This is a genomic window from Enterobacter sp. 118C5 (assembly GCF_034107645.1).
Taxonomy (GTDB): Bacteria; Pseudomonadota; Gammaproteobacteria; order Enterobacterales; family Enterobacteriaceae; genus Enterobacter; species Enterobacter nematophilus.
The window spans coordinates 182,830-201,781 of record NZ_JAWNEU010000005.1 but is presented as its reverse complement, the minus strand read 5'-3'; the positions used below and the strand labels follow the sequence as shown (position 1 = coordinate 201,781).

Below are 18,952 nucleotides of genomic sequence, written 5' to 3'. Positions count from 1 at the left end.
GTAAGTAGTATGACTTCAGAACTCTCTCCGCAAAATATGACGTTAAGGTCATGGCTTGCTTTATTCATTCTGGCTATTTCAACCTTTACTATTGTCACCACCGAACTGGCGCCAGTCGGATTATTAACGCCAATCGCAGAGGGGCTACAGTCTTCGGAATCTGCGGTGGGCATGACCGTGTCGCTTTATGCCTGGGTGGGGGCGTTGAGTGCGCTGTTTGCCTCCGTCTTTTTAGGGAATGTGGCCAAGAAGCGGCTTTTACTTGTGCTCACCGTGGTGCTTCTGGTCTCTAACGTCATGGCTGCGACGGTAAACGTCTATAGCATGCTGCTTAGCGCTCGCGTACTGGGTGCGCTTGCTCACGGCGCATTCTGGGCGATGATCGGCGCAACGGCGGTGGCTATGGTCCCTGCCAGATATATAGGGGCGGCGACGTCAATCGTATTTGGTGGTGTTTCCGCAGCAAGCGTTTTTGGCGTACCGGTTTCCAACTATATTGGTATTCACTTCGGCTGGCGGCAGGCATTTTGGCTAATGGCCGCGCTGAGCGTAATTGCCTTTGTGGGTATTAGCGTTCTCGTTCCCAAGATTACCAGCAAAAGCGCGCTCGGGCTGGATGCGCTTAAAGGCGTGCTGAAATCGTCAACATTATGGAAAATTTACTCAGCAACCTTGCTGGCTGTGACGGCTCACTTTGCCGCCTTTACGTACATTGAACCCTGGCTACACACGCAGAGTTTACTGTCCACCACCATTATTCCTGCTGTGCTTTTTGTTTACGGCATCGCGGGTCTGGCAGGTAATTTCCTGACCGGCGTGTTGATTGATAAGTATCTTAAGCTGACGGTCTCTTTGTCTGTACTGCTGATCTGTGCAGTTCTGCTGTTCCTGGGCCTGTCTGGTTCTTCGCTCTCTGCTGCGTTGATATTTACCAGTATGGTTGTCTGGGGTGTCGCCGTATCAGGAATATTTGTCGGCTTCCAGACGTGGGTTTTACGTATGGCAGAAGATAAAGCTTTCCCGGCCTCGGCAATCTACGTTTCGTTTTTCAATACCGCCATTGGTATCGGTGCGTCAGTCGGTGCCTGGATGGTTTCATCATTTTCAATGCCGCTCCTGTATATCGTCGCCGGTACGGCCATCGGTCTGTCCGTTCTGCTTGTCGCGGTTATTCCGTCAACGTTGACCGCAAAACAATCCCGTATGGAGAAATCTTATGAGTCAAATTAATGACCGCACGCGCTATGGCAGAGAGATTATGGACCGTCTTGAAGAGGGGCTCGCGGATAAAGTCACCCGCCGCCTGAGCGAGCTGGACCCGGGGTTGCCCGCCCTGATTACTGACTATGCGTTCGGGGATGTGGTGGGTCGTCCGGGACTGGATCTCAAAACGCGCGAAATGTTGACCGTCGCCTCGCTTGTGACGCTGGGTAATGCCATGCCGCAGCTGGAACTGCATATGCGAGGCGCGCTAAATACCGGCGTGACGCCGGAAGAGCTGCTTGAAATTGTAATACAGATGGCGGTATATGCCGGCGTTCCTGCCTGCATGAATGGTCTTACTGCATACCGCGCGGCAATGGCCGCGACGGGCCATACTTTGCCAGGACTGAAGGGAAGTGACGCATGAGCGAGATTGTTATCATTGCAGCCCGCCGCACGGCGACGGGCGCATTTCAGGGCGCGCTTGCGGAGCATTCAGCCTCTGACCTGGGAAGCCGCGTCATTCAGGCGCTCCTTAAAGAATCTGGCGTAGAAGCCAGTGATATCTCTCAGGTCATTATGGGACAGGTTCTTACTGCGGGGTGCGGCCAGAACCCGGCCCGACAGTCGGCACTGAATGCTGGATTGCCCGTAGAAACTCAATGTCTGACGGTAAACAAAGTGTGCGGATCCGGGCTTAAGGCGGTCCATCTTGGCATGCAGGCGCTACAGACGGGTGAGGCTGAGTTTGTTATCGCCGGCGGTCAGGAGAGTATGTCCAACGCGCCGCATATCGCCACGACGTCGCGTAGCGGAACGCGGCTGGGTGATATTACTCTTAAAGATAGCCTGGTTTCTGACGGGCTCTGGGATGCCTTCAACGATTATCACATGGGTATCACCGCAGAGAATGTTGCGACGGAGTTTGGTATCAGCCGCGAAATGCAGGATGAATATGCCCTCGTCTCGCACCACAATGCGCTTGAAGCGCAGGCGCGTGGCATTTTTGAGCGTGAAATTGTTCCGGTTGAGTGGCAGACGCGAAAAGGTGAAACGATAAGCGTGGAGAGGGATGAAGGACCCCGCGCAACCAGTATCGAAAAATTGACGAAACTGAAGCCTGTCTTCCGAAAAGAGGGTACGGTGACGGCGGGAAATGCTTCATCGTTGAATGACGGCGCCGCTGCGGTCCTGCTTTGTACGCGTGAGACTGCCGAAGCGCGTGGCTTGCCGGTTCTGGCATCGCTGGGCGTATTTTCCAATTCCGGTATCCAGCCGGCATTAATGGGTGCAGCCCCGATTCAGGCCATTGCCGACTGTCTTTCCCGCTCGGGATGGAAGCCTGAGGATGTCGATCATCTTGAATCCAACGAAGCGTTTGCCGCCCAGGCGCTGGCCGTGATTCAGCAGGCCGGGATTTCCCCGGATCGTATCAATCCATACGGCGGGGCAATCGCGCTTGGGCATGCGATAGGTGCATCCGGCTGCCGAATTTTGGTGACGCTGGTTCATTCCCTGATCCGTAATGAAGCCAGGCGTGGCGTTGCCGCACTGTGCGTTGGCGGCGGGGAAGGCGTCGCGTTGAGCGTTTATCGCTAACGGCGTATCTGTGGATATAAAAAAACCGGGGAAACCCGGTTTTTTTATTTTCAAGATGCTGTATCAGGCATTCACGCCCTTCATACCTTCGGCAGAATAACGATCGCCTTTAATCGCTACCCGGCGATGAAGGTTGTTCAACGATTCGATATCGCTCTTCTCAAGCACAATATCGGCAGCGCGCGCGTTCTCGGCCAGATAGCTGACGTGCTTAGTACCCGGAATGGGAACCAGCCGATCGTATTGTGCTAACAGCCAGGCAAGCGCAATCTGACCTGCAGTACAGCCGTATTTTGTCGCCAGCGGGGTGATAATATCGAGCAACTGGCGATTGTGATCGAGGCTGGACTGAACAAATCGTTCGTTATTCTTGCGGAAATCACCTTCTGCAAAATCGTTGTTGTTCAGGTATTTTCCCGTCAGGAAGCCTCTGCCAAGAGGTGAGTAGGGCACCAGACCAATACCTAGCGCTTTCACGACCGGCAAAATGCTTTCCTCGATGTCTCGTGTCCACAGAGAATATTCTGTTTGCAACGCGGTGACCGGATGCACCGCATGAGCCCGTTGCAGCGTTGAAGCCGACACTTCGCAAAGGCCGATGTGGTTGATCTTGCCCTCTTTAACAAGGGTGCGCAGACAATCCATACTCTCTTCGATCGGGGTTGCGTTACTCACTCTGTGAAGATAAAAGAGGTCGATTCGCTCCACGCCAAGCCGCTTAAGGGATTCGTTACAGCAGCGGATGATATAGTCCGGCGTATTGTTGATGGTGCGGGCGTAGGAATCGTCAGGAGAGCGATCGATGCCGCACTTCGTGGCGATTTTGAACTGGTCGCGAGTGTTTTTATCCAGCCCGGCAAGAAAGTGACCGATTAGCCTTTCATTATGGCCACGGCCATATAAATTCGCGGTATCAATAAACGTCACGTTCAGATCGATGAGGTTATGCAATACCTGCAGTGAGCCTTTGTCATCAGTCTGGCCATAAAATTCACTCAGACCCATGGCACCGTAGCCGATGGCACTGACGGTAAGATTTTGAGATAAAGTACGTGTTTTCATAGTTTCTCCTTTTCAGACGCTATGATTGTTTCACCTCAATTGTGGATACTGAATTTTCATTTTCGTTATGCTGAAAAGGTATCAGTCACCGCCGATCTGCCTTCCGAATCATTTAAAACGACAAAAGTTGTCCAAACGTTAAATTCGTCACACTTTTGATGATAAACTGCGCGACTTTTCCGCACGTTTTTATCTTCAGGTGACGCCATGACAGAACATATCCAGCCCACGACCAGACCGCAGACCAAAGAGGTTTCGCGCCCCAACTGGTCGGCGGTTTTTTCCGTGGCGTTCTGCGTCGCCTGCCTGATTACCGTTGAGTTTCTGCCGGTGAGCCTGCTGACGCCGATGGCTCAGGATCTGGGCATTTCCGAAGGCGTGGCGGGGCAATCCGTTACCGTCACCGCCTTTGTGGCGATGTTTGCGAGCCTGTTCATCACTCAGGTGATTGGCTCGATTGACCGCCGTAAAGTGGTCATTCTGTTCAGCGTGCTGCTGACGCTCTCCTGCCTGCTGGTCTCCTTCGCGGAAAGCTTCACCCTGCTGCTGCTGGGGCGCGCCTGTCTGGGTCTTGGGCTCGGCGGATTTTGGGCGATGTCGGCCTCGCTCACCATGCGCCTGGTGCCCGCGCGCACGGTGCCAAAAGCGCTGTCCGTTATCTTCGGTGCGGTCTCTATCGCGCTGGTGATTGCCGCGCCGCTCGGCAGCTTCCTCGGCGGGATTATCGGCTGGCGTAACGTGTTTAACGCGGCGGCGGTGATGGGCGTGCTCTGCATTATCTGGGTGTGGAAGGCGCTGCCGTCCCTGCCGGGCGAAGCGGCGCATCATAAGCAGAACATGTTCGCGCTGCTGAAGCGCCCGGGCGTGCTGGCGGGAATGACCGCGATCTTCATGGCTTTCGCCGGGCAGTTTGCCTTCTTCACCTATATCCGCCCGGTGTATATGACCATGGCGGGCTTTGACGTCGACGGCCTGACGCTGGTGCTGCTGAGCTTCGGTATCGCCAGCTTTGTCGGCACGTCGCTGTCGTCCCAGTTTCTGAAGCGCTCCCTGAAGGTGGCGCTGGCGGGCGCGCCGCTGGTGCTGGCGGTGAGTGCCGCGGTGCTGGTGCTGTGGGGCAGCGACAAGTGGGTTGCCTCGGCGATTGCGATTATCTGGGGCTTTGCCTTTGCGCTGGTGCCGGTGGGCTGGTCGACGTGGATCACCCGAACGCTTGCCGATCAGGCGGAAAAAGCCGGGTCGATTCAGGTGGCGGTGATCCAGCTGGCGAACACCTGCGGCGCGGCCATTGGCGGCGTGGCGCTTGACCACCTGGGGCTGACGTCACCGCTGGTGATTTCCGGTACGCTGATGCTGCTGACCGCGCTGCTGGTGGCGGGGAAGGTTAAGGCGAAGTAGTAAATTTTCCCACCCCTCACCCCGGCCCTCTCCCCAAAGGGGCGAGGGTGAAAAGACCGCACCGAGCCGTCCCCTCTCCCCTTTGGGGAGAGGGTTAGGGTGAGGGGGGCAATCAAACTACGCCGATGCCTTAACCCTTCTGCGCGAATCCATCGAAATCAGCACCACCGACGAAACAATCAGCAGCGTCCCCAGCCAGTCCGGCAGGGTGAACGCCACGCCCAGCAACGCCACCGACAGCAGCGCGCTGCTCAGCGGCTCGGCGCAGCTCAGAATGCTCGCCTTCGGCCCGCCAATCATCTGCGCGCCTTTCAGGTACAGGCTGAACGTCAGCGCCGTGCCAATCACCACCAGGTAGAAAAACGCCAGCAGCAGGCCGCCGTCAATCACAAAGGTGGTGCCGCGCCCGGCATAGAACGGCGTCAGCATTAACCCGGCAATCAACATGCTCCAGCCGACAATCGGCAGCGTACCGTAGCGGGCGATCAGCGTCGACGGATAGGTGGTATAAAACGCGGCGGCAAACGCCGAGGCGATGCCGAAGAACAGCGCCGCAGGGGAGATGGAGAGCGAGGTCGGGTCGCCGTGGGTCACCAGCAGGAAGGTGCCGATCAACGACGTAAAAATCGCTGACAGGACAAACACGCCGGGACGCTTTTTCCTCGCCAGGGCGAACCACGCCACGATAATGGTCGGCGACAGGAACTGCAGCACGGTAGCGGTGGCGGCGTTGGATTTTTCAATCGTCAGCAGGAAGGTGAGCTGCACGGTGAGCGCGCCGACCAGCGAGAAAAACAGCAGGCTGAGGACGTCTTTGCGATGCTTGATGACCGAGAAAATCTTGTCGCCGTGAACGAAGGAGAGCGTCAGGAGGATCACGCCGGTAAACAGCAGGCGAACCATGGTCAGGTAAGGCGAAGAAATGTGGCTTTTCTCCATGATGTACTGCGCGCAAACCCCCGAGCTGCCCCATAAAACGGCGGCGATCAGGACGTTCAGCATCCCTTTGCGTGTGGAACCCATGTTCTCCCCTGTTATGTTGTCGTTAATTCGGTCAACAGCATAACATGGTTGTGTGCGGCCTGATGCCCTCTCCCCGGCCCTCTCCCACGGGGAGAGGGAGCAAACACTAAAAACGGCAACGCGCGTTGCCGTTTTGCTTTTACCTTGCTTAGAACCACGCCTCCCACATCGCGCCGACGTTGAAGTCGTCGAGCGTTTCGTCTTTGGTGTTGTTCACACGCGCGGTGCGTTCGTTGTCTACCTTGCCGCCGGTCACGTAGAAGCGCAGCATCGGACGGAACTCCGGCCCCATGGCGATAGACATGTTCTGCGACAGGGTCAGCTTCCAGCCCTTGTTGTCGCCGCCGTTGTCGTAATCAACGTGCTGCCAGCCCGCTTCCAGCCAGGTGGAGTGAACGTCGTTCCACCAGTGCATCGGACGCACGATGGCGTTGTAGTTCTTGCGGTTGTCGGTCTTATCGCGGCTGTTGTCGTAGTCGTGGAAGGCGAGGATGTACTCCACCTGCGTGGCCTGGGTGAATTTATACAGCCCTTCGAAGCTGGCGTAGACCGTGGTCAGGTCCTCGGTTTTGTTGAACACGCTGTTGTCCGCGTTATCGGAGTAGCGTGCAATTACCTTGTTCACGCCGCTGTCGTTGGTGTGGCTCAGCACTACGCCGCCCTGCCAGGCGTTCAGGCGTTCGTCGCTTTCAACCGCTTTCGAATCAAAGCCGTAGTTGGCGTACAGCTCCATGTCGATCGGGCCGAGCTTCATGCCGTGGATTTTTGATGTCGCGGCGTAGTTGCCCTTGTCGCCCGTGCCGGAACCGCCGGTACAGGTGATGCGAGACGGGTTGGCTTCATCTTCCATCACTTCCGGGCTACAGGATTCCACCGCCGCCACGGCAGCGACGTCAAACTGCACGCCGCCAATGTCGAAGTTCTTCACCCCGGCGCCCTGGCCGTCGTGGTTCATCCAGAAGTAATCGTTGATGCCCTGCTGCGGACGCTGGTGGAAGTCACGACCGGCCCAGAAGTAGGCGTTCGGGTTGGAGGCCATAATATTGGTCACCCCGGCGTAGGCTTTTTTCAGGTTAACTTCGTCGCCCCAGTGGTCGATCATCACGTTGATGTCCCAGATGGCGCCGTTGTCACCCTTGAAGGCCTTGGAGAGCTGGAATTCCCCGCCGTTGCCTTCGTTACCCAGACGACCAATCGCGGACGCGCCGTTGTAGGAGCCGTCCACCGCCACGTATTTCTGATCGGCGGCCTGGAAGTGCGCGCCGTAGCGGGCGTAGCCGGTAAATTTAACCCCGAACGGGATCGCCATATCCGGGGATTGCGCCGCGCTTTGCGGCTCGGTCACCACGTCTGCTTTTTTCGCAACCGCCGCATCCATTTTGGCCTGACGCTCGGCCAGAGCTTTATCTACCGCTTTCGCCACAATGGCGTCGATTTGCTCCTGGGTAAATTCTTGTGCGAGTACGGAAATTGGGCAAAGCGCGGCGATAACCGCCATGGTTAATGGAAGTTTTTTAATCGTATTCATGGTTATCTCAATATAGTTTAATTTTATTCAGACAATAACCATCCCGCTCCGATTTGACAGAGTATGTCGCTATCATCAGAACAAGTGGATCTCTATTTAGGGTAAAGAGGTATCACATTAACTTTATTTCGCCATAGACTATCTCTGATATAAATGAATAATTTCTTCAGACAATTCACGCGCTAATAAAGAATTCATTAAATGATCCTGCGCGTGCACCATGATTAACGTCATCGGCTGGCGGCCTTCGCCTGCATCCTGCTCGATCAGTTTGGTCTGCATCTTGTGCGCCTGGCGCGAGTAGCCGTCGGCTTCGCGCAGCAGGCTTTTGGCCTCGTCAAAGTTGCCCTGACGCGCCGCGTGCAGCGCTTCAAAGCACAGGCTGCGGGACTGCCCGGCATTGACGATAATTTCCATTACGGCTTCTTCTAATGCGATCATCATTATTACTCTTTTTCAAAACTATTATTTAAGGCGGTGGCGGCAAACCACTCTCCGCTTTTCTTAATGGTGCGCTGCTGCGTCTCTAAATCGAGCTGAATAAATCCGTAGCGATTTTTATAGGCATTGCACCACGACCAGTTATCAATAAACGTCCACATATGGTAGCCAAGACAATTGCACCCTTCGCTAATCCCTTTATGCAGCCACGTTAAATGCTCCGAAATAAATTCAATGCGGTATTGATCGTTAATCTGACCATTTTCAATAAAGCGCTGCTCATTTTCGACGCCCATGCCGTTTTCCGAAATAAAGCAGCGTGGGTTGCCGTAATTGTCGCGCAGGTTAACCAGAATATCGTAAATACCCGGCTCGTAGATTTCCCAGCCGCGGTACGGGTTCATCTTGCGGCCCGGCATCTCGTAGCTATCAAAGAACCACTCCGGCATAAACGGCGCCTGCGGGTTCACCGCGCTGTCGCGACACTTCACGCGACGCGGCTGATAGTAGTTCACGCCGAGCAGGTCGATTTTCCCTTCCGCAATCAGGGCGCTGTCTTCCGGCCTGCAGGCAGGCAGCTGATCGTACGCCTTCAGCAGTGCCACCAGGTCCGCCGGGTATTCGCCGCGCAGCACCGGGTCGAGGAAGCTGCGGTTGAACATCAGGTCCGCGATGTGCGCCGCCTTCACGTCCGCCGGGTTCTGCGAACGCGGGTAGGACGGCGTCAGGTTCAGCACGATGCCGATTTCCCCGGCGTAATGCCCGGCGCGGTAGGCCTGAACCGCCTTCGCGTGGGCCAGCACGGTGTGATACGCCACGGTGGCTGCCCGACGAAAATCCACCACGTTCGGGTAGTGGAAGTCGTACAGATAGCCGCCTTCCACCGGGACAATCGGCTCGTTGAAGGTAAACCAGTGCAGCACGCGATCGCCGAACAGCTCGAAGCAGATCTGCGCATAGCGGGCGTAAGCTTCCACCACGTCGCGGTTTTCCCAGCCGCCTATCTCCTGCATCGCCATCGGCATGTCGAAGTGGAACAGGGTCATAAACGGCGTGATGCCCTGTTCATTCAGCTCATCAATGACCTGATTGTAAAAATCGACCGCTTCCGGGTTCACTTCACCGATACCGTCGGGGATCAGGCGCGCCCAGCTAATCGAGGTACGAAAGCTGTTGTGGTTCAGCTGCTTTAACAGCTGAATGTCCGTTTTCCAGTGCTGATAAAACGTGGAGGTGTGCTGCGGCCCCACGCCGTTGTGAAAACGGTTCGGCTCGCGGGCAAACCAGTAATCCCACGTGGTTTCCCCTTCTCTTGCCCCTTCGGTCTGGAGAGCGGAGCTTGCGCTGCCCCACCAGAAGTTATCGGGAAATGCGTATTTCATGACCATTCCTCTTTGACTTAATTGCTTGCAGCTTCAGCGGTACCGACGGTTGCCTGGGCTTTCTGCTCTTCGTTTTTCATCAGCGTACGCTCATAGGCGCGCAGGAACGGCAGGTACATCAGCGCGGACATCACCATGCAGACCAGGCACATGATCACCGGACTGAGCGCCCAGTTTGCCGCCCATGAGGCACCAATCGGCGCCGGGGTGGTCCACGGCGTTAATGACACCACCTGAGCCAGCCAGCCGAGCTTCGTTGCGCCGTACGCCAGACAGGCGTTGACCAGCGGAACGAACACGAACGGGATAAACAGCATTGGGTTCATGATGATCGGCGCGCCGAACAAAATCGGCTCATTGATGTTAAAGAAGCTCGGCACAATGCCCATTTTGCCGATGGTGCGCAGGTGCGTGGCGCGGCTGCGCAGCAGCAGGAACGCCAGCGGCAGCGTGGAGCCTACGCCGCCAATCAGCAGGTAGTGATCCCAGAAGCCCTGCAGGTAAACGTGCGGCAGCGCCGCGCCTGCGGCCAGCGCCGCCTGGTTTGCCGAGAGGTTCGCCATCCAGAACGGGTTCATGATGCCGGTGACAATCAGCGAGCCGTGAATACCGGCAAACCAGAAGATCTGGCACAGCAGCACGGAGAGCAGAATCGCGGGCAGGGAGTCAGACGCGGACACCAGCGGCTCCAGCAGGTGCATAATCGCCTGCGGGATAATCATTCCGGTCTGCGCTTCAATGAACAGGTTCAGCGGGTGCAGCGTACCGATCACCACCATCACCGGGATCAGGATCTCGAACGAGCGCGCCACGCCGGTTGGCACTTCCTTCGGCAGGCGGATGGTCACGTTGTTCTGCTTCAGCCACGCATAGACGCGAGTGGAGTAGATTGCGGTGATCAGCGCGGTAAAAATGCCCTGGCCGGAGAGATACTGGGTCGAGATTTTGCCGTCGGCATACGGCGCGGCGACCAGCAGGAAGGCCATAAAGGCCAGCAGGCCGGACATCACCGGGTCGAGGTTAAACTGACGCCCCAGGCTTGCTCCAATCCCCACCGAGATGAAGAAAGTCATCACGCCCATGCTGAGGTTAAACGGCAGCATCAGCTGTTCGCGATAGGTCTCGGAAAAATCCAGCCAGCCGCGGGCGAAGCTGTTGGTGGTATCCGCCGAGAACGGCGGGAAGATGAACACCAGCATAAACGAGCCGATGATCATGAACGGCAGCGCGGCGGTAAAGCCGTCGCGGATGGCAATCACATACTTTTGCTGACCCAGCTTTGCGGCCAGCGGGGTAATTGACTGCTCAATCACCGCGACCATGGATTGATATAACGAACTCATGTGAACACCTTTTAGTGTGCCGCTTCGATGAGCGACAGAGCATAGTCCAGTACTTTATCGCCACGCTGCATGCCGTAGTCCATCATGTCGATGGGCTGCACCGGAATGCCTTTCGTAGCCGCCTTGTCTGAGAGTGTCTTTAACATGTATTTCACTTGCGGTCCGAGAAGTACCACCTGGTATTGCGGAAACTGCGTATCAAATTCGGAAACACCGTACGCATCAATCTTCACCGGCACACCACGTTCTTTCGCGACATCGACCATTTTGCTGACCAACAGGCTGGTGGACATCCCGGCAGAACAGCACAGCATAATCTTGAACATCGACAACCATCCTCTAAATGTAAAAAGTTATTGCGAGGATGATTGGACATGATACGGAAACCGGTTTCCATTCATAAAAGACAGAAGTGTGACAACCATCAAGATCCCTTGCTTATGAGGCTAATTAACCGGATGTGGGTCACATAATTTGGCAGTATTTGCGTCATTTTGAGTGGAAACGGAAAATCGGTTTCCATGAAAAACGGAAACGGATATACTCCGTTCTGGCTATAATGTGAGCCGTAGCGGTTATGGAATTTGCAGGCGCGAGGTTAGCCTGCCAGGGGAAAGAGATGTCGACAATCAATGATGTATCACGTCTGGCCGGGGTGTCTAAAGCCACGGTATCGCGAGTGTTGAGTGGGTCACGTGGCGTTAAGGAAGCCAGCCGTCAGGCCGTGCTGAAGGCGGTGGATGAGCTTAACTACCGTCCCAACGTGATTGCCCAGTCGCTGCTGAGCCAGTCGACGGGCTGCATTGGAGTGATTTGCGCGCAGGAAAACATTAACCAGACCACCGGGTATCTGTACGCGCTGGAAAAACAGCTCAGCCAGCATCAAAAACATCTGCTGCTGCGCTTCGCCCATAGCAAAGCGGAAGTGATGAACGCGCTCGAAGAACTCTCCTGCGGCCTGTGTGACGACATCCTGGTGATTGGCGCCCGTTTCCCGCTGGACGTGGATATGGAAAACGTCATCCTGGTGGACTGCATGGAGGCGGATAATTCCAACAGCATCCAGTTTGACCACGCCTTTGCCGCCGAAACCGCCTGTAACTACCTCACCAGCCAGGGGCGACGCCAGATTGCCCTGATCCACCCCCACGGCAGCGGGTTTGCCGACCAGGTGCTGCTCGGCTACAAGCACGCGCTGGAGAAAAACTTCCTGCCCTTTAATCGCAACCTCGTCTTTATGGACGCGACCTCCTCGTCCGTTGCGCTGCAGGAGCTGCTCAACAACGCCAGCACTCTGAATTTCAACGCGCTGCTGGTGGCGGACGAGCAGGAAGCCCAGCGGGTGATCCCGCAGCTGCAGGCGTTTAATAAATCCGTGCCGGAAGACATCATGGTCTTCAGCCTGGCCGGATCGCTGCACCTGCCGGGGATTCCGGTGATCCCGGCAATCGAATATTCCATGGATGCCATGGCGGCACGCATCGTGAGCTGGCTGACGGAGAAAACGCAGATGCTCGGGTCCTACGTTCTGCGCGGGGATCTCATCATTCCGGACGTGCGGAAGCGTTAAAAATGTTTTCCAGGCCGGGTGAGCGCAGCGCCGCCCGGCGAGAACTCAATAATCCTCCATACAATCCACCTGACTTACTGCATCCCAGTAGGCGTCCAGGTTGTCGCGCTTCACGGCGGTAACGGCATTTTTGATCAGCAGCTGGTTGGCCTCGGACGACAAAATCATCTCCTGCCATGCCTTGTCGCTCTGCTTTTTCTGCGGCGTACAGGCTTTCTTAATATCTTTCAGAACCTGCTGTTTTATTTGCGCCTCTTTCGCTGGGGCGTCCTTTTCCTGTGCATGGACAAACGCGGCGAAGAGCAGACAAACCAGCAGGCAGACCAGGTGCGCAGCTTTCATCAAAATCCCCTTGAGAAGTCACAGGCTTCCCATGAAATATATCGTTACACTGAGTGTCGCGACGCCAGTCGAAAGTATGAATTTTCTCCAGAGTGTGGGTATGCGATAGTGAAACGGCAGAAAAAATAAGGAGAAAAATATGCACCTGAGCATTACTGATAATGTCACGATGCAGGAGAAAGAGGAGTTACTGACGGGTCTGAGGGCTTTTAACGGACAGTTTCTCGATCTGACTAACTTTAGCGGCGATATTGGCGTTTACGTGCGTGACGATAATGGCGCAATGCTGGGCGGGTTAATCGGCGTGCGTAAAGGCGACTGGCTGAATATCGACTATCTCTGGGTGAGCGACACCGTGCGGGGAACCGGCGTGGGCAGCAAGCTCATCAAAACGGCAGAAGAGGAAGCCCGACGCAAAGGCTGCAAGCACGCGCTGGTCGATACCGCTAGCTTCCAGGCGCGCCCGTTCTATGAAAAACAGGGGTACCAGCTGCAGATGTCTTTGCAGGATTATCCTTATCCGGGTATGCAGCGACATTATCTGGCGAAAGCGCTTTAAGTCCGCTGCGGTGATTATGGATTCTGCTATTTATTGCGAGTCGCTTTCCTAATTTGAAGCATGCTGCTTGTCTTCTTTTCAGGCCCTGGCGCATGCTTTGGCCTGGTCAAATAAAGCATGGAGATGTCAATGGAACGGACAGCAAAACTCTTCAAAAAGGGGCGGAATCAGGCCGTGATGCTGCCTGATGATTTCGCGTTTGATACGGAGAGCGTCTACATCCGGCGGGATGAGGAGGGGAATGTCGTTTTAACTGCGAGATCGGAGAAAGAGCGTCATAGAGATAACTTTTTACGTTTACTGAAGCAGACCCATGTTCCAGATTCATTCCTGAGCAAAGAAGAACGTAATCAGAGCTATACAACAAGAGATCCATTTGAAGGGCTCTAGAATATGCTGCATATGCTGGATACAAACATGGTAAGCCATCTCGTTAGGCAGCATCCTGGGGTGTTGGAACAATATTCTCGCACCCCGACCGAAAAAATGTGTATTTCAAGCGTGACGGAGGCTGAATTGCTCTATGGGATAGCCAAAAAGCAAAACGACACTTTACAAAAAACCATACTGGAATTTCTTAAAACCATCACGATTTGCGACTGGGACAGTGACGCCGCTGCAACGTACGGTGAACTCCGTGCCGCAATGGAGAAAAAAGGCAAAGTGATGGGCGATCTCGACCAGCTGATCGCCGCGCATGCTATCAGCCGGGGGACAACGATTGTGACTAACGATCGTGCATTCAGAATGGTGCAGGAACTTGCCGTTGAGGACTGGACGACAACGTCGTGATCCCTGATGCCGGGTAAGCGCAGCGCCACCCGGCAATACCCGCATATAACTTATCCTTCTTATTGATTCTTTTTCGTTTTTTATTCGCCTCCTCGTTGTCGATATAGTCACTACAACATTCAGCAAAAGGAACTGTCTCGTGAAACGTCGATTGGGTGCTCTGGTACTCGCTGGCCTGCTGCTGGCAGGGTGCGATCAAAGTGGCAGCGATGCCAAACACATAAAAGTGGGCGTCATCAACGGCGCTGAACAGGACGTGGCGGAAGTCGCCAAAAAGGTGGCAAAAGAAAAATATGGCCTGGACGTGGAGCTGGTGGGGTTCAGCGGCTCGCTGTTGCCTAACGATGCTACCAATCAGGGGGAACTGGATGCCAACGTCTTCCAGCACCGCCCGTTCCTTGCAGAAGATAACAAGGCGCATGGCTACAAGCTGGTGGCCGTGGCGAACACCTTTGTTTTCCCGATGGCCGGCTATTCCCGCAAAATCAAATCCGTGTCTGACCTGAAGGACGGGGCGACTATCGCCATTCCAAACGATCCGACCAACCTTGGCCGCGCGCTGCTGCTGCTGCAAAAAGAGAAGCTCATCACCCTGAAGCCGGACACCGGGCTGCTGCCGACGGCGCTGGATATTACCGCCAACCCTAAGCAGCTGAAAATCATGGAGCTGGAAGGGGCGCAGCTGCCGCGCGTGCTGGACGACCCGAAAGTGGATGTCGCCATCATCAGCACCACCTATATTCAGCAAACCGGGCTATCGCCAGTGCATGACAGCGTCTTTATTGAAGATAAAAACTCGCCGTACGTGAACATCGTGGTGACGCGCGAAGACAACAAAGACGCGGAGAACGTGAAGGCGTTTATCCAGTCCTATCAGTCACCGGAAGTGGCGAAAGCGGCGGAGACGATCTTTAACGGCGGGGCGGTACCGGGCTGGTAAAGGCATCGGCAGAAAACGCGGTGATGAAATTGGCCCGATTTCATCGGTAATCGCCCTTTAACCCACAGCGTTGCCCGCGGCGGCTGGCTATCCTCCTTATCACACCAACCGGAGGATAGCCCATGAACATTACCCACATTCGCAACGCCACCCAGCTGATTACCTACGCCGGAAAACGTCTTTTAATCGACCCGATGCTGGCCCCGAAAGGCGCTTATCCGGGCTTTCCCGGCACGGCGCATGCCGATATCCGCAACCCGACGGTCGAACTCCCCGTTGACGTCAACACGCTGCTGGACGCTGACGCGGTGATCGTCACCCATACCCATGACGATCACTGGGATCGCACCGCGGCGGAGCTGATCGCCAAAGACAAACCGATCTACGTGCAAAACGATCGTGACGCCGCGCTGCTGCGCGGCCAGGGATTTACCAACCTGACGATCGTGGCCGAAGAGACTACCTTCGGCGAGATTCAGATTGCGAAAACCCACGGCGGCCAGCACGGTACCGACCGCGCTTACGCCGTGCCGGAGCTGGCGGAGCGGCTGGGCGAGGCCTGTGGCGTGGTGCTGCGTCATCCTGATGAGAAGACGCTCTATCTTGCCGGGGATACCATCTGGCGCGAAGAGGTGGCAGCCGATCTGCAAAAGCACCAGCCGGATGTGGTGGTACTGAACGCCGGGTATGCCCACGTCATCGGCTTTGGGCCCATTATTATGGGGCAGGAGGATGTGCTCAACGTCCACTTCCTGCTGCCGCAGGCTAAAATCGTCGCGAGCCACATGGAGGCGATTAACCACTGCCTGTTGACCCGCAGCGCGCTGCGCGAGTACGTTGAGGCCAACCAGGTGAGCGATGCGGTGAGCATTCCCCAGGATGGAGAAACAGTTATATTCTGAGTGCGTTAAAGGGAAAGGAGAGACAGATGTCGCTAATCAACGTCGCGATCGTCGCGGTAGACGGGTTCAGCCCGTTCCACTACTCCGTTCCCTGCATTCTGTTTGGTGATTCCGTCTCCGGCGAAAAGCGCTTTAACGTAACGATCTGCGCCGAAACACCGGGGTTTCTTACCTCAAAAGACGGGTTTGCCCTCAACGCCACGCAGGATTATACCGCCATCGGGCAGGCCGATATTGTTGTCGTTCCCTACTGGCAGCACGTCCTTGAACGGCCGCCTCAGGCGCTGCTCGACAGCCTGGTCCAGGCGAGAGGCAACGGCGCGGAAATCGTCGGGCTGTGTCTGGGGTCGTTTGTGCTGGCCTATGCGGGGATCCTCGACGGTAAACGCGCGGCCACCCACTGGGAGTTTGAACATCAGTTCCAGTCGCTCTTTCCGAACGTCCGGCTGGATATCAATGCCCTCTACGTGGATGACGGCAATATCATCACCTCTGCCGGTACCGCGGCTGCGCTGGACTGCTGTCTGTACATCATTCGCCAGCGCTTTGGCAGCGTGGTCGCCAACCAGATTGCCCGTCGGATGATTGTGCCGCCGCACCGTGAGGGTGGGCAGGCGCAGTTCATCGCCCAGCCGGTTCCAAAAGATACCCGTGACGCACGTATTAACAGCCTGATCGACTACCTGCAGCAGCACATCACCGAACCGCATAGTCTGGACTCGCTGGCGGAGGTGGTTTCGATGAGCCGCCGCACGCTGACCCGCCATTTTATTAAAGCCACGGGGATGAGCGTTGCCGACTGGCTTACCGCCGAACGCCTGCGGCGCAGCCAGATATTACTTGAAGCCGGAAATATGCCCGTTGAGAGCGTGGCGGAGCTGGTAGGATTTAATTCCGCCGTCACCTGGCGACAGCAGTTTAAGGCGCGCTTTGGGGTGAGCCCTGCTGAATGGCGTAAAACGTTCCGTCTGCATATGTAATTTATTACGGCTAACTCTTGATTGAAGGGTAAGTTAAACATCTCTCATATTTTCTTAATCGAGCCCTCAATTTTCTGAAATAATATTCTTTTTAATGTGCCATAACGTAAATTACATATACTCGCATTAAGAATGCTCTTATATTGCGGCAATAATAATTTCGAAATAACCTTGTGGCATGGATGAATAGCTCAGAAATAAAAATTAGAATAATTTCGTTTGTAAATTATGCCGTTGCTATCTTATTGGTTGCGCTTTTTTCAGCGAGCGCTCACGCAGCGCCGCTATCGCCAGCCGATCGCGATGCTATTCAACAGCAACAGCAGCAGCTTTTACTCCAGAACCAGCAGCAGCGCGAAGAGCTGGAGCGGAGTATTCCCCTTCCCGAACCCGCCAGACCGCGGCCTGTTACCGGCTCCGGGCCTTGTTTCACCATTAACAACATTACGCTTTCCGGCGCGACCTTAATCTCCGCAAAAACCCAGCATAGCCTTGTTGCTCGGTGGCAGGGCCAGTGTCTGGATATGGCGAAAATAACGGAGCTTCTGGCCCATATTTCTGACTGGTATATCAGCCGGGGATATATCACCAGCCGCGCCTTTCTTACCGAGCAGGATCTCTCCGGCGGTCAGCTGAATATAGTTGTGCTGGAAGGCCGGCTGGAAGCGATTCGCCTGGAAGGTGAAACGCCGCGGATGCTGAAAATGGCGTTTCCGGGACGGGTGGGGCGCATCCTTAATTTACGCGACATCGAACAGGGCATGGAGCAAATAAACCGTTTGCGCGCCGAGCCGGTTCAGATTGAAATTCTGCCGGGGACGCAGGCCGGATATTCGATTGTTAATCTCACGGCAAAACCGGAATTTCCCTTAAGTGCATCCGTAAGCCTGGATAATAGCGGGCAGAAGAGCACCGGTGAAAACCAGCTTAACGGCGTACTCACCGCCAATAATATGCTGGGGCTGGCGGATAAATGGTTTATCAGCGGCGGGCGCAGCAGCGATTTTGCCAGCGCGTACGATGCGCAGAATTTCCAGGCGGGCGTCAGCGTGCCGTTCGGCTATGGCCTGCTGGACTACAGCTACGCCTGGAGCAATTACCGAACCACCATCAATAATCAGGGGTTCAACTGGCTCTCCACGGGCGATACCAAAACCCACCGCGTCAACGCGTCGTGGGTGGTTTTCCGCAACGGGGATGTGAAAACCGGCATCGCGGCAGGCGTGGTTCAGCGTTCAAGCCGCAACTGGCTTAACGACGCGCCGCTTCAGAGCAGCACGCGCAATCTCTCCAGCCTGATCCTCGGGATTACCCACACGCAAAAAATGCTGGGCGGCGTGGCGACCTTCAACCCGACCTGGAGCCACGGCATGCCGTGGTTCAATGCCGAAACCGACGAAGATAAATCCGGCGATATGCCGCGGGCAGAGTTCCGCAAATGGAGCCTGAACGCCAGCTTCCAGCGTCCTGTCGCCCGTAACGCCTGGTGGCTGACCAGCGCCTACGGCCAGTGGTCGCCTGACAGGCTGTACGGCTCCGAGCGCCTGACGCTCGGCGGGGAAAGCTCCGTGCGCGGTTTTAAAGAGCAGTATCTGTCCGGGGATAACGGCGGCTACTGGCGTAACGAGCTGGGGTATTCCCTCTTCACCCTCCCGGTGATTGGCGCGGTGAGCGCCACGGTCGCCGTTGACGGCGGCTGGCTGGAAAAAGACAGCCAGGACCGCTTTGCCTCCGGCACGTTATGGGGGGCCTCTGTGGGGCTGAGCAGCGCAGGGCGCTGGTACAGCAGCCAGGTTTCAGTCGGCACGCCGCTGCACTATCCCGACTGGCTCGGCCCGGATCATGTAAGCGTTAACTGGCGCATTGCCTTCATGCTTTAAGAGACTCT

Annotated in this window: 20 protein-coding genes; 12 read left to right on the top strand and 8 right to left on the bottom strand. The window is 55.7% G+C overall.

Features of this window, described 5'->3' with window-relative positions; genetic code table 11:
* The first annotated feature begins 9 nt into the window (after positions 1-9).
* From UTO39_RS12050 to UTO39_RS12040, 3 genes are read left to right on the top strand one after another with little or no spacing between them, the layout of a single operon-like run.
* Positions 10-1,230, top strand: a complete 1,221-nt coding sequence (locus tag UTO39_RS12050; RefSeq protein ID WP_320727248.1) for an MFS transporter — start codon at positions 10-12, stop codon at positions 1,228-1,230.
* Positions 1,217-1,630 (top strand): carboxymuconolactone decarboxylase family protein, encoded by a 414-nt coding sequence (locus UTO39_RS12045; RefSeq protein WP_320727247.1) that lies wholly within the window; start codon positions 1,217-1,219, stop codon positions 1,628-1,630. Before UTO39_RS12050 ends, UTO39_RS12045 begins: the two co-directional genes overlap by 14 nt.
* Positions 1,627-2,802, top strand: coding sequence for an acetyl-CoA C-acetyltransferase (locus UTO39_RS12040; protein ID WP_320727246.1), 1,176 nt, complete (start codon positions 1,627-1,629; stop codon positions 2,800-2,802). Before UTO39_RS12045 ends, UTO39_RS12040 begins: the two co-directional genes overlap by 4 nt.
* Positions 2,803-2,865: 63 nt before the next feature.
* On the opposite strand, the gene UTO39_RS12035 is transcribed toward UTO39_RS12040, so the two are convergent.
* A complete protein-coding gene (locus tag UTO39_RS12035) occupies positions 2,866-3,864 on the bottom strand; it encodes an aldo/keto reductase (protein WP_320727245.1) in 999 nt (332 codons plus the stop codon).
* Between the two features lie 207 nt (positions 3,865-4,071).
* Between UTO39_RS12035 and nepI the strand changes: the two genes are divergently transcribed.
* Positions 4,072-5,262 carry a purine ribonucleoside efflux pump NepI gene (gene nepI, locus UTO39_RS12030; protein WP_320727244.1) on the top strand — a complete coding sequence of 397 codons (1,191 nt, stop codon included), beginning with the start codon at positions 4,072-4,074 and terminating at the stop codon, positions 5,260-5,262.
* Positions 5,263-5,379: 117 nt separating this feature from the next.
* Here the strand turns inward: nepI and UTO39_RS12025 are convergent, their stop codons facing one another.
* From UTO39_RS12025 to UTO39_RS12000, 6 genes are all read right to left on the bottom strand, one after another.
* Positions 5,380-6,285, bottom strand: coding sequence for an EamA family transporter (locus UTO39_RS12025; protein WP_320727243.1), 906 nt, complete (start codon positions 6,283-6,285; stop codon positions 5,380-5,382).
* 148 nt (positions 6,286-6,433) lie between these two features.
* On the bottom strand, positions 6,434-7,813 hold the full coding sequence (locus UTO39_RS12020; RefSeq protein WP_014881942.1) for a carbohydrate porin: 1,380 nt from the start codon (positions 7,811-7,813) through the stop codon (positions 6,434-6,436).
* A 138-nt stretch (positions 7,814-7,951) separates the two neighbouring features.
* The gene (locus tag UTO39_RS12015; RefSeq protein WP_192845932.1) at positions 7,952-8,254 is read right to left on the bottom strand and encodes a PTS lactose/cellobiose transporter subunit IIA; all 303 of its coding nucleotides are present in this window, start codon (positions 8,252-8,254) and stop codon (positions 7,952-7,954) included.
* Positions 8,255-8,259: 5 nt separating this feature from the next.
* The gene (locus UTO39_RS12010) at positions 8,260-9,636 is read right to left on the bottom strand and encodes a glycoside hydrolase family 1 protein (protein WP_320727242.1); all 1,377 of its coding nucleotides are present in this window, start codon (positions 9,634-9,636) and stop codon (positions 8,260-8,262) included.
* A gap of 17 nt (positions 9,637-9,653) precedes the next feature.
* The gene (locus UTO39_RS12005; RefSeq protein WP_061096677.1) at positions 9,654-10,979 is read right to left on the bottom strand and encodes a PTS sugar transporter subunit IIC; all 1,326 of its coding nucleotides are present in this window, start codon (positions 10,977-10,979) and stop codon (positions 9,654-9,656) included.
* Positions 10,980-10,990: 11 nt separating this feature from the next.
* On the bottom strand, positions 10,991-11,305 hold the full coding sequence (locus UTO39_RS12000; RefSeq protein WP_061096676.1) for a PTS sugar transporter subunit IIB: 315 nt from the start codon (positions 11,303-11,305) through the stop codon (positions 10,991-10,993).
* A gap of 293 nt (positions 11,306-11,598) precedes the next feature.
* Between UTO39_RS12000 and UTO39_RS11995 the strand changes: the two genes are divergently transcribed.
* Entirely contained in the window at positions 11,599-12,549 is a 951-nt protein-coding gene (locus UTO39_RS11995; protein ID WP_061096675.1) for a LacI family DNA-binding transcriptional regulator, read from the top strand.
* 45 nt (positions 12,550-12,594) lie between these two features.
* Here UTO39_RS11995 and UTO39_RS11990 read toward each other — a convergent pair whose 3' ends face one another.
* Positions 12,595-12,891 carry a YicS family protein gene (locus tag UTO39_RS11990; RefSeq protein ID WP_151412304.1) on the bottom strand — a complete coding sequence of 99 codons (297 nt, stop codon included), beginning with the start codon at positions 12,889-12,891 and terminating at the stop codon, positions 12,595-12,597.
* A 139-nt stretch (positions 12,892-13,030) separates the two neighbouring features.
* Here UTO39_RS11990 and UTO39_RS11985 point away from each other — a divergent pair, with 139 nt between their 5' ends.
* The 7 genes from UTO39_RS11985 to UTO39_RS11955 all read left to right on the top strand — a co-directional run bounded on the left by UTO39_RS11985 (position 13,031) and on the right by UTO39_RS11955 (position 18,944).
* Complete coding sequence (locus tag UTO39_RS11985; RefSeq protein ID WP_320727241.1) at positions 13,031-13,450, top strand: GNAT family N-acetyltransferase; 420 nt, start codon at positions 13,031-13,033, stop codon at positions 13,448-13,450.
* A gap of 129 nt (positions 13,451-13,579) precedes the next feature.
* Positions 13,580-13,840 carry an antitoxin gene (locus tag UTO39_RS11980; RefSeq protein WP_061096672.1) on the top strand — a complete coding sequence of 87 codons (261 nt, stop codon included), beginning with the start codon at positions 13,580-13,582 and terminating at the stop codon, positions 13,838-13,840.
* Between the two features lie 3 nt (positions 13,841-13,843).
* Entirely contained in the window at positions 13,844-14,242 is a 399-nt protein-coding gene (locus UTO39_RS11975; protein ID WP_253540185.1) for a type II toxin-antitoxin system VapC family toxin, read from the top strand.
* Positions 14,243-14,381: 139 nt separating this feature from the next.
* Entirely contained in the window at positions 14,382-15,182 is an 801-nt protein-coding gene (gene nlpA / locus UTO39_RS11970) for a lipoprotein NlpA (RefSeq protein WP_028014989.1), read from the top strand.
* Between the two features lie 122 nt (positions 15,183-15,304).
* On the top strand, positions 15,305-16,084 hold the full coding sequence (locus UTO39_RS11965; RefSeq protein WP_320727240.1) for an MBL fold metallo-hydrolase: 780 nt from the start codon (positions 15,305-15,307) through the stop codon (positions 16,082-16,084).
* A 26-nt stretch (positions 16,085-16,110) separates the two neighbouring features.
* Positions 16,111-17,064 (top strand): helix-turn-helix domain-containing protein, encoded by a 954-nt coding sequence (locus UTO39_RS11960; protein ID WP_320727239.1) that lies wholly within the window; start codon positions 16,111-16,113, stop codon positions 17,062-17,064.
* A gap of 182 nt (positions 17,065-17,246) precedes the next feature.
* On the top strand, positions 17,247-18,944 hold the full coding sequence (locus UTO39_RS11955) for a ShlB/FhaC/HecB family hemolysin secretion/activation protein (RefSeq protein ID WP_320727238.1): 1,698 nt from the start codon (positions 17,247-17,249) through the stop codon (positions 18,942-18,944).
* The last annotated feature ends 8 nt before the right edge of the window (positions 18,945-18,952 follow it).

Excerpts from the sequence above, each read along its gene's own strand:
- UTO39_RS12035 (WP_320727245.1), bottom strand. The coding sequence starts at position 3,864 with ATGAAAACACGTACTTTATCTCAAAATCTTACCGTCAGTGCCATCGGC.
- UTO39_RS12020 (WP_014881942.1), bottom strand. The coding sequence starts at position 7,813 with ATGAATACGATTAAAAAACTTCCATTAACCATGGCGGTTATCGCCGCG.
- UTO39_RS12040 (WP_320727246.1), top strand. The coding sequence starts at position 1,627 with ATGAGCGAGATTGTTATCATTGCAGCCCGCCGCACGGCGACGGGCGCA.
- UTO39_RS11995 (WP_061096675.1), top strand. The coding sequence starts at position 11,599 with ATGTCGACAATCAATGATGTATCACGTCTGGCCGGGGTGTCTAAAGCC.
- UTO39_RS11990 (WP_151412304.1), bottom strand. The coding sequence starts at position 12,891 with ATGAAAGCTGCGCACCTGGTCTGCCTGCTGGTTTGTCTGCTCTTCGCC.
- UTO39_RS11965 (WP_320727240.1), top strand. The coding sequence starts at position 15,305 with ATGAACATTACCCACATTCGCAACGCCACCCAGCTGATTACCTACGCC.
- UTO39_RS12010 (WP_320727242.1), bottom strand. The coding sequence starts at position 9,636 with ATGAAATACGCATTTCCCGATAACTTCTGGTGGGGCAGCGCAAGCTCC.
- UTO39_RS12005 (WP_061096677.1), bottom strand. The coding sequence starts at position 10,979 with ATGAGTTCGTTATATCAATCCATGGTCGCGGTGATTGAGCAGTCAATT.
- UTO39_RS11980 (WP_061096672.1), top strand. The coding sequence starts at position 13,580 with ATGGAACGGACAGCAAAACTCTTCAAAAAGGGGCGGAATCAGGCCGTG.
- nepI (WP_320727244.1), top strand. The coding sequence starts at position 4,072 with ATGACAGAACATATCCAGCCCACGACCAGACCGCAGACCAAAGAGGTT.
- UTO39_RS12050 (WP_320727248.1), top strand. The coding sequence starts at position 10 with ATGACTTCAGAACTCTCTCCGCAAAATATGACGTTAAGGTCATGGCTT.
- UTO39_RS12015 (WP_192845932.1), bottom strand. The coding sequence starts at position 8,254 with ATGATCGCATTAGAAGAAGCCGTAATGGAAATTATCGTCAATGCCGGG.
- UTO39_RS11960 (WP_320727239.1), top strand. The coding sequence starts at position 16,111 with ATGTCGCTAATCAACGTCGCGATCGTCGCGGTAGACGGGTTCAGCCCG.
- UTO39_RS11985 (WP_320727241.1), top strand. The coding sequence starts at position 13,031 with ATGCACCTGAGCATTACTGATAATGTCACGATGCAGGAGAAAGAGGAG.
- UTO39_RS12025 (WP_320727243.1), bottom strand. The coding sequence starts at position 6,285 with ATGGGTTCCACACGCAAAGGGATGCTGAACGTCCTGATCGCCGCCGTT.
- UTO39_RS12000 (WP_061096676.1), bottom strand. The coding sequence starts at position 11,305 with ATGTTCAAGATTATGCTGTGCTGTTCTGCCGGGATGTCCACCAGCCTG.
- UTO39_RS11955 (WP_320727238.1), top strand. The coding sequence starts at position 17,247 with ATGAATAGCTCAGAAATAAAAATTAGAATAATTTCGTTTGTAAATTAT.
- UTO39_RS11975 (WP_253540185.1), top strand. The coding sequence starts at position 13,844 with ATGCTGCATATGCTGGATACAAACATGGTAAGCCATCTCGTTAGGCAG.
- UTO39_RS12045 (WP_320727247.1), top strand. The coding sequence starts at position 1,217 with ATGAGTCAAATTAATGACCGCACGCGCTATGGCAGAGAGATTATGGAC.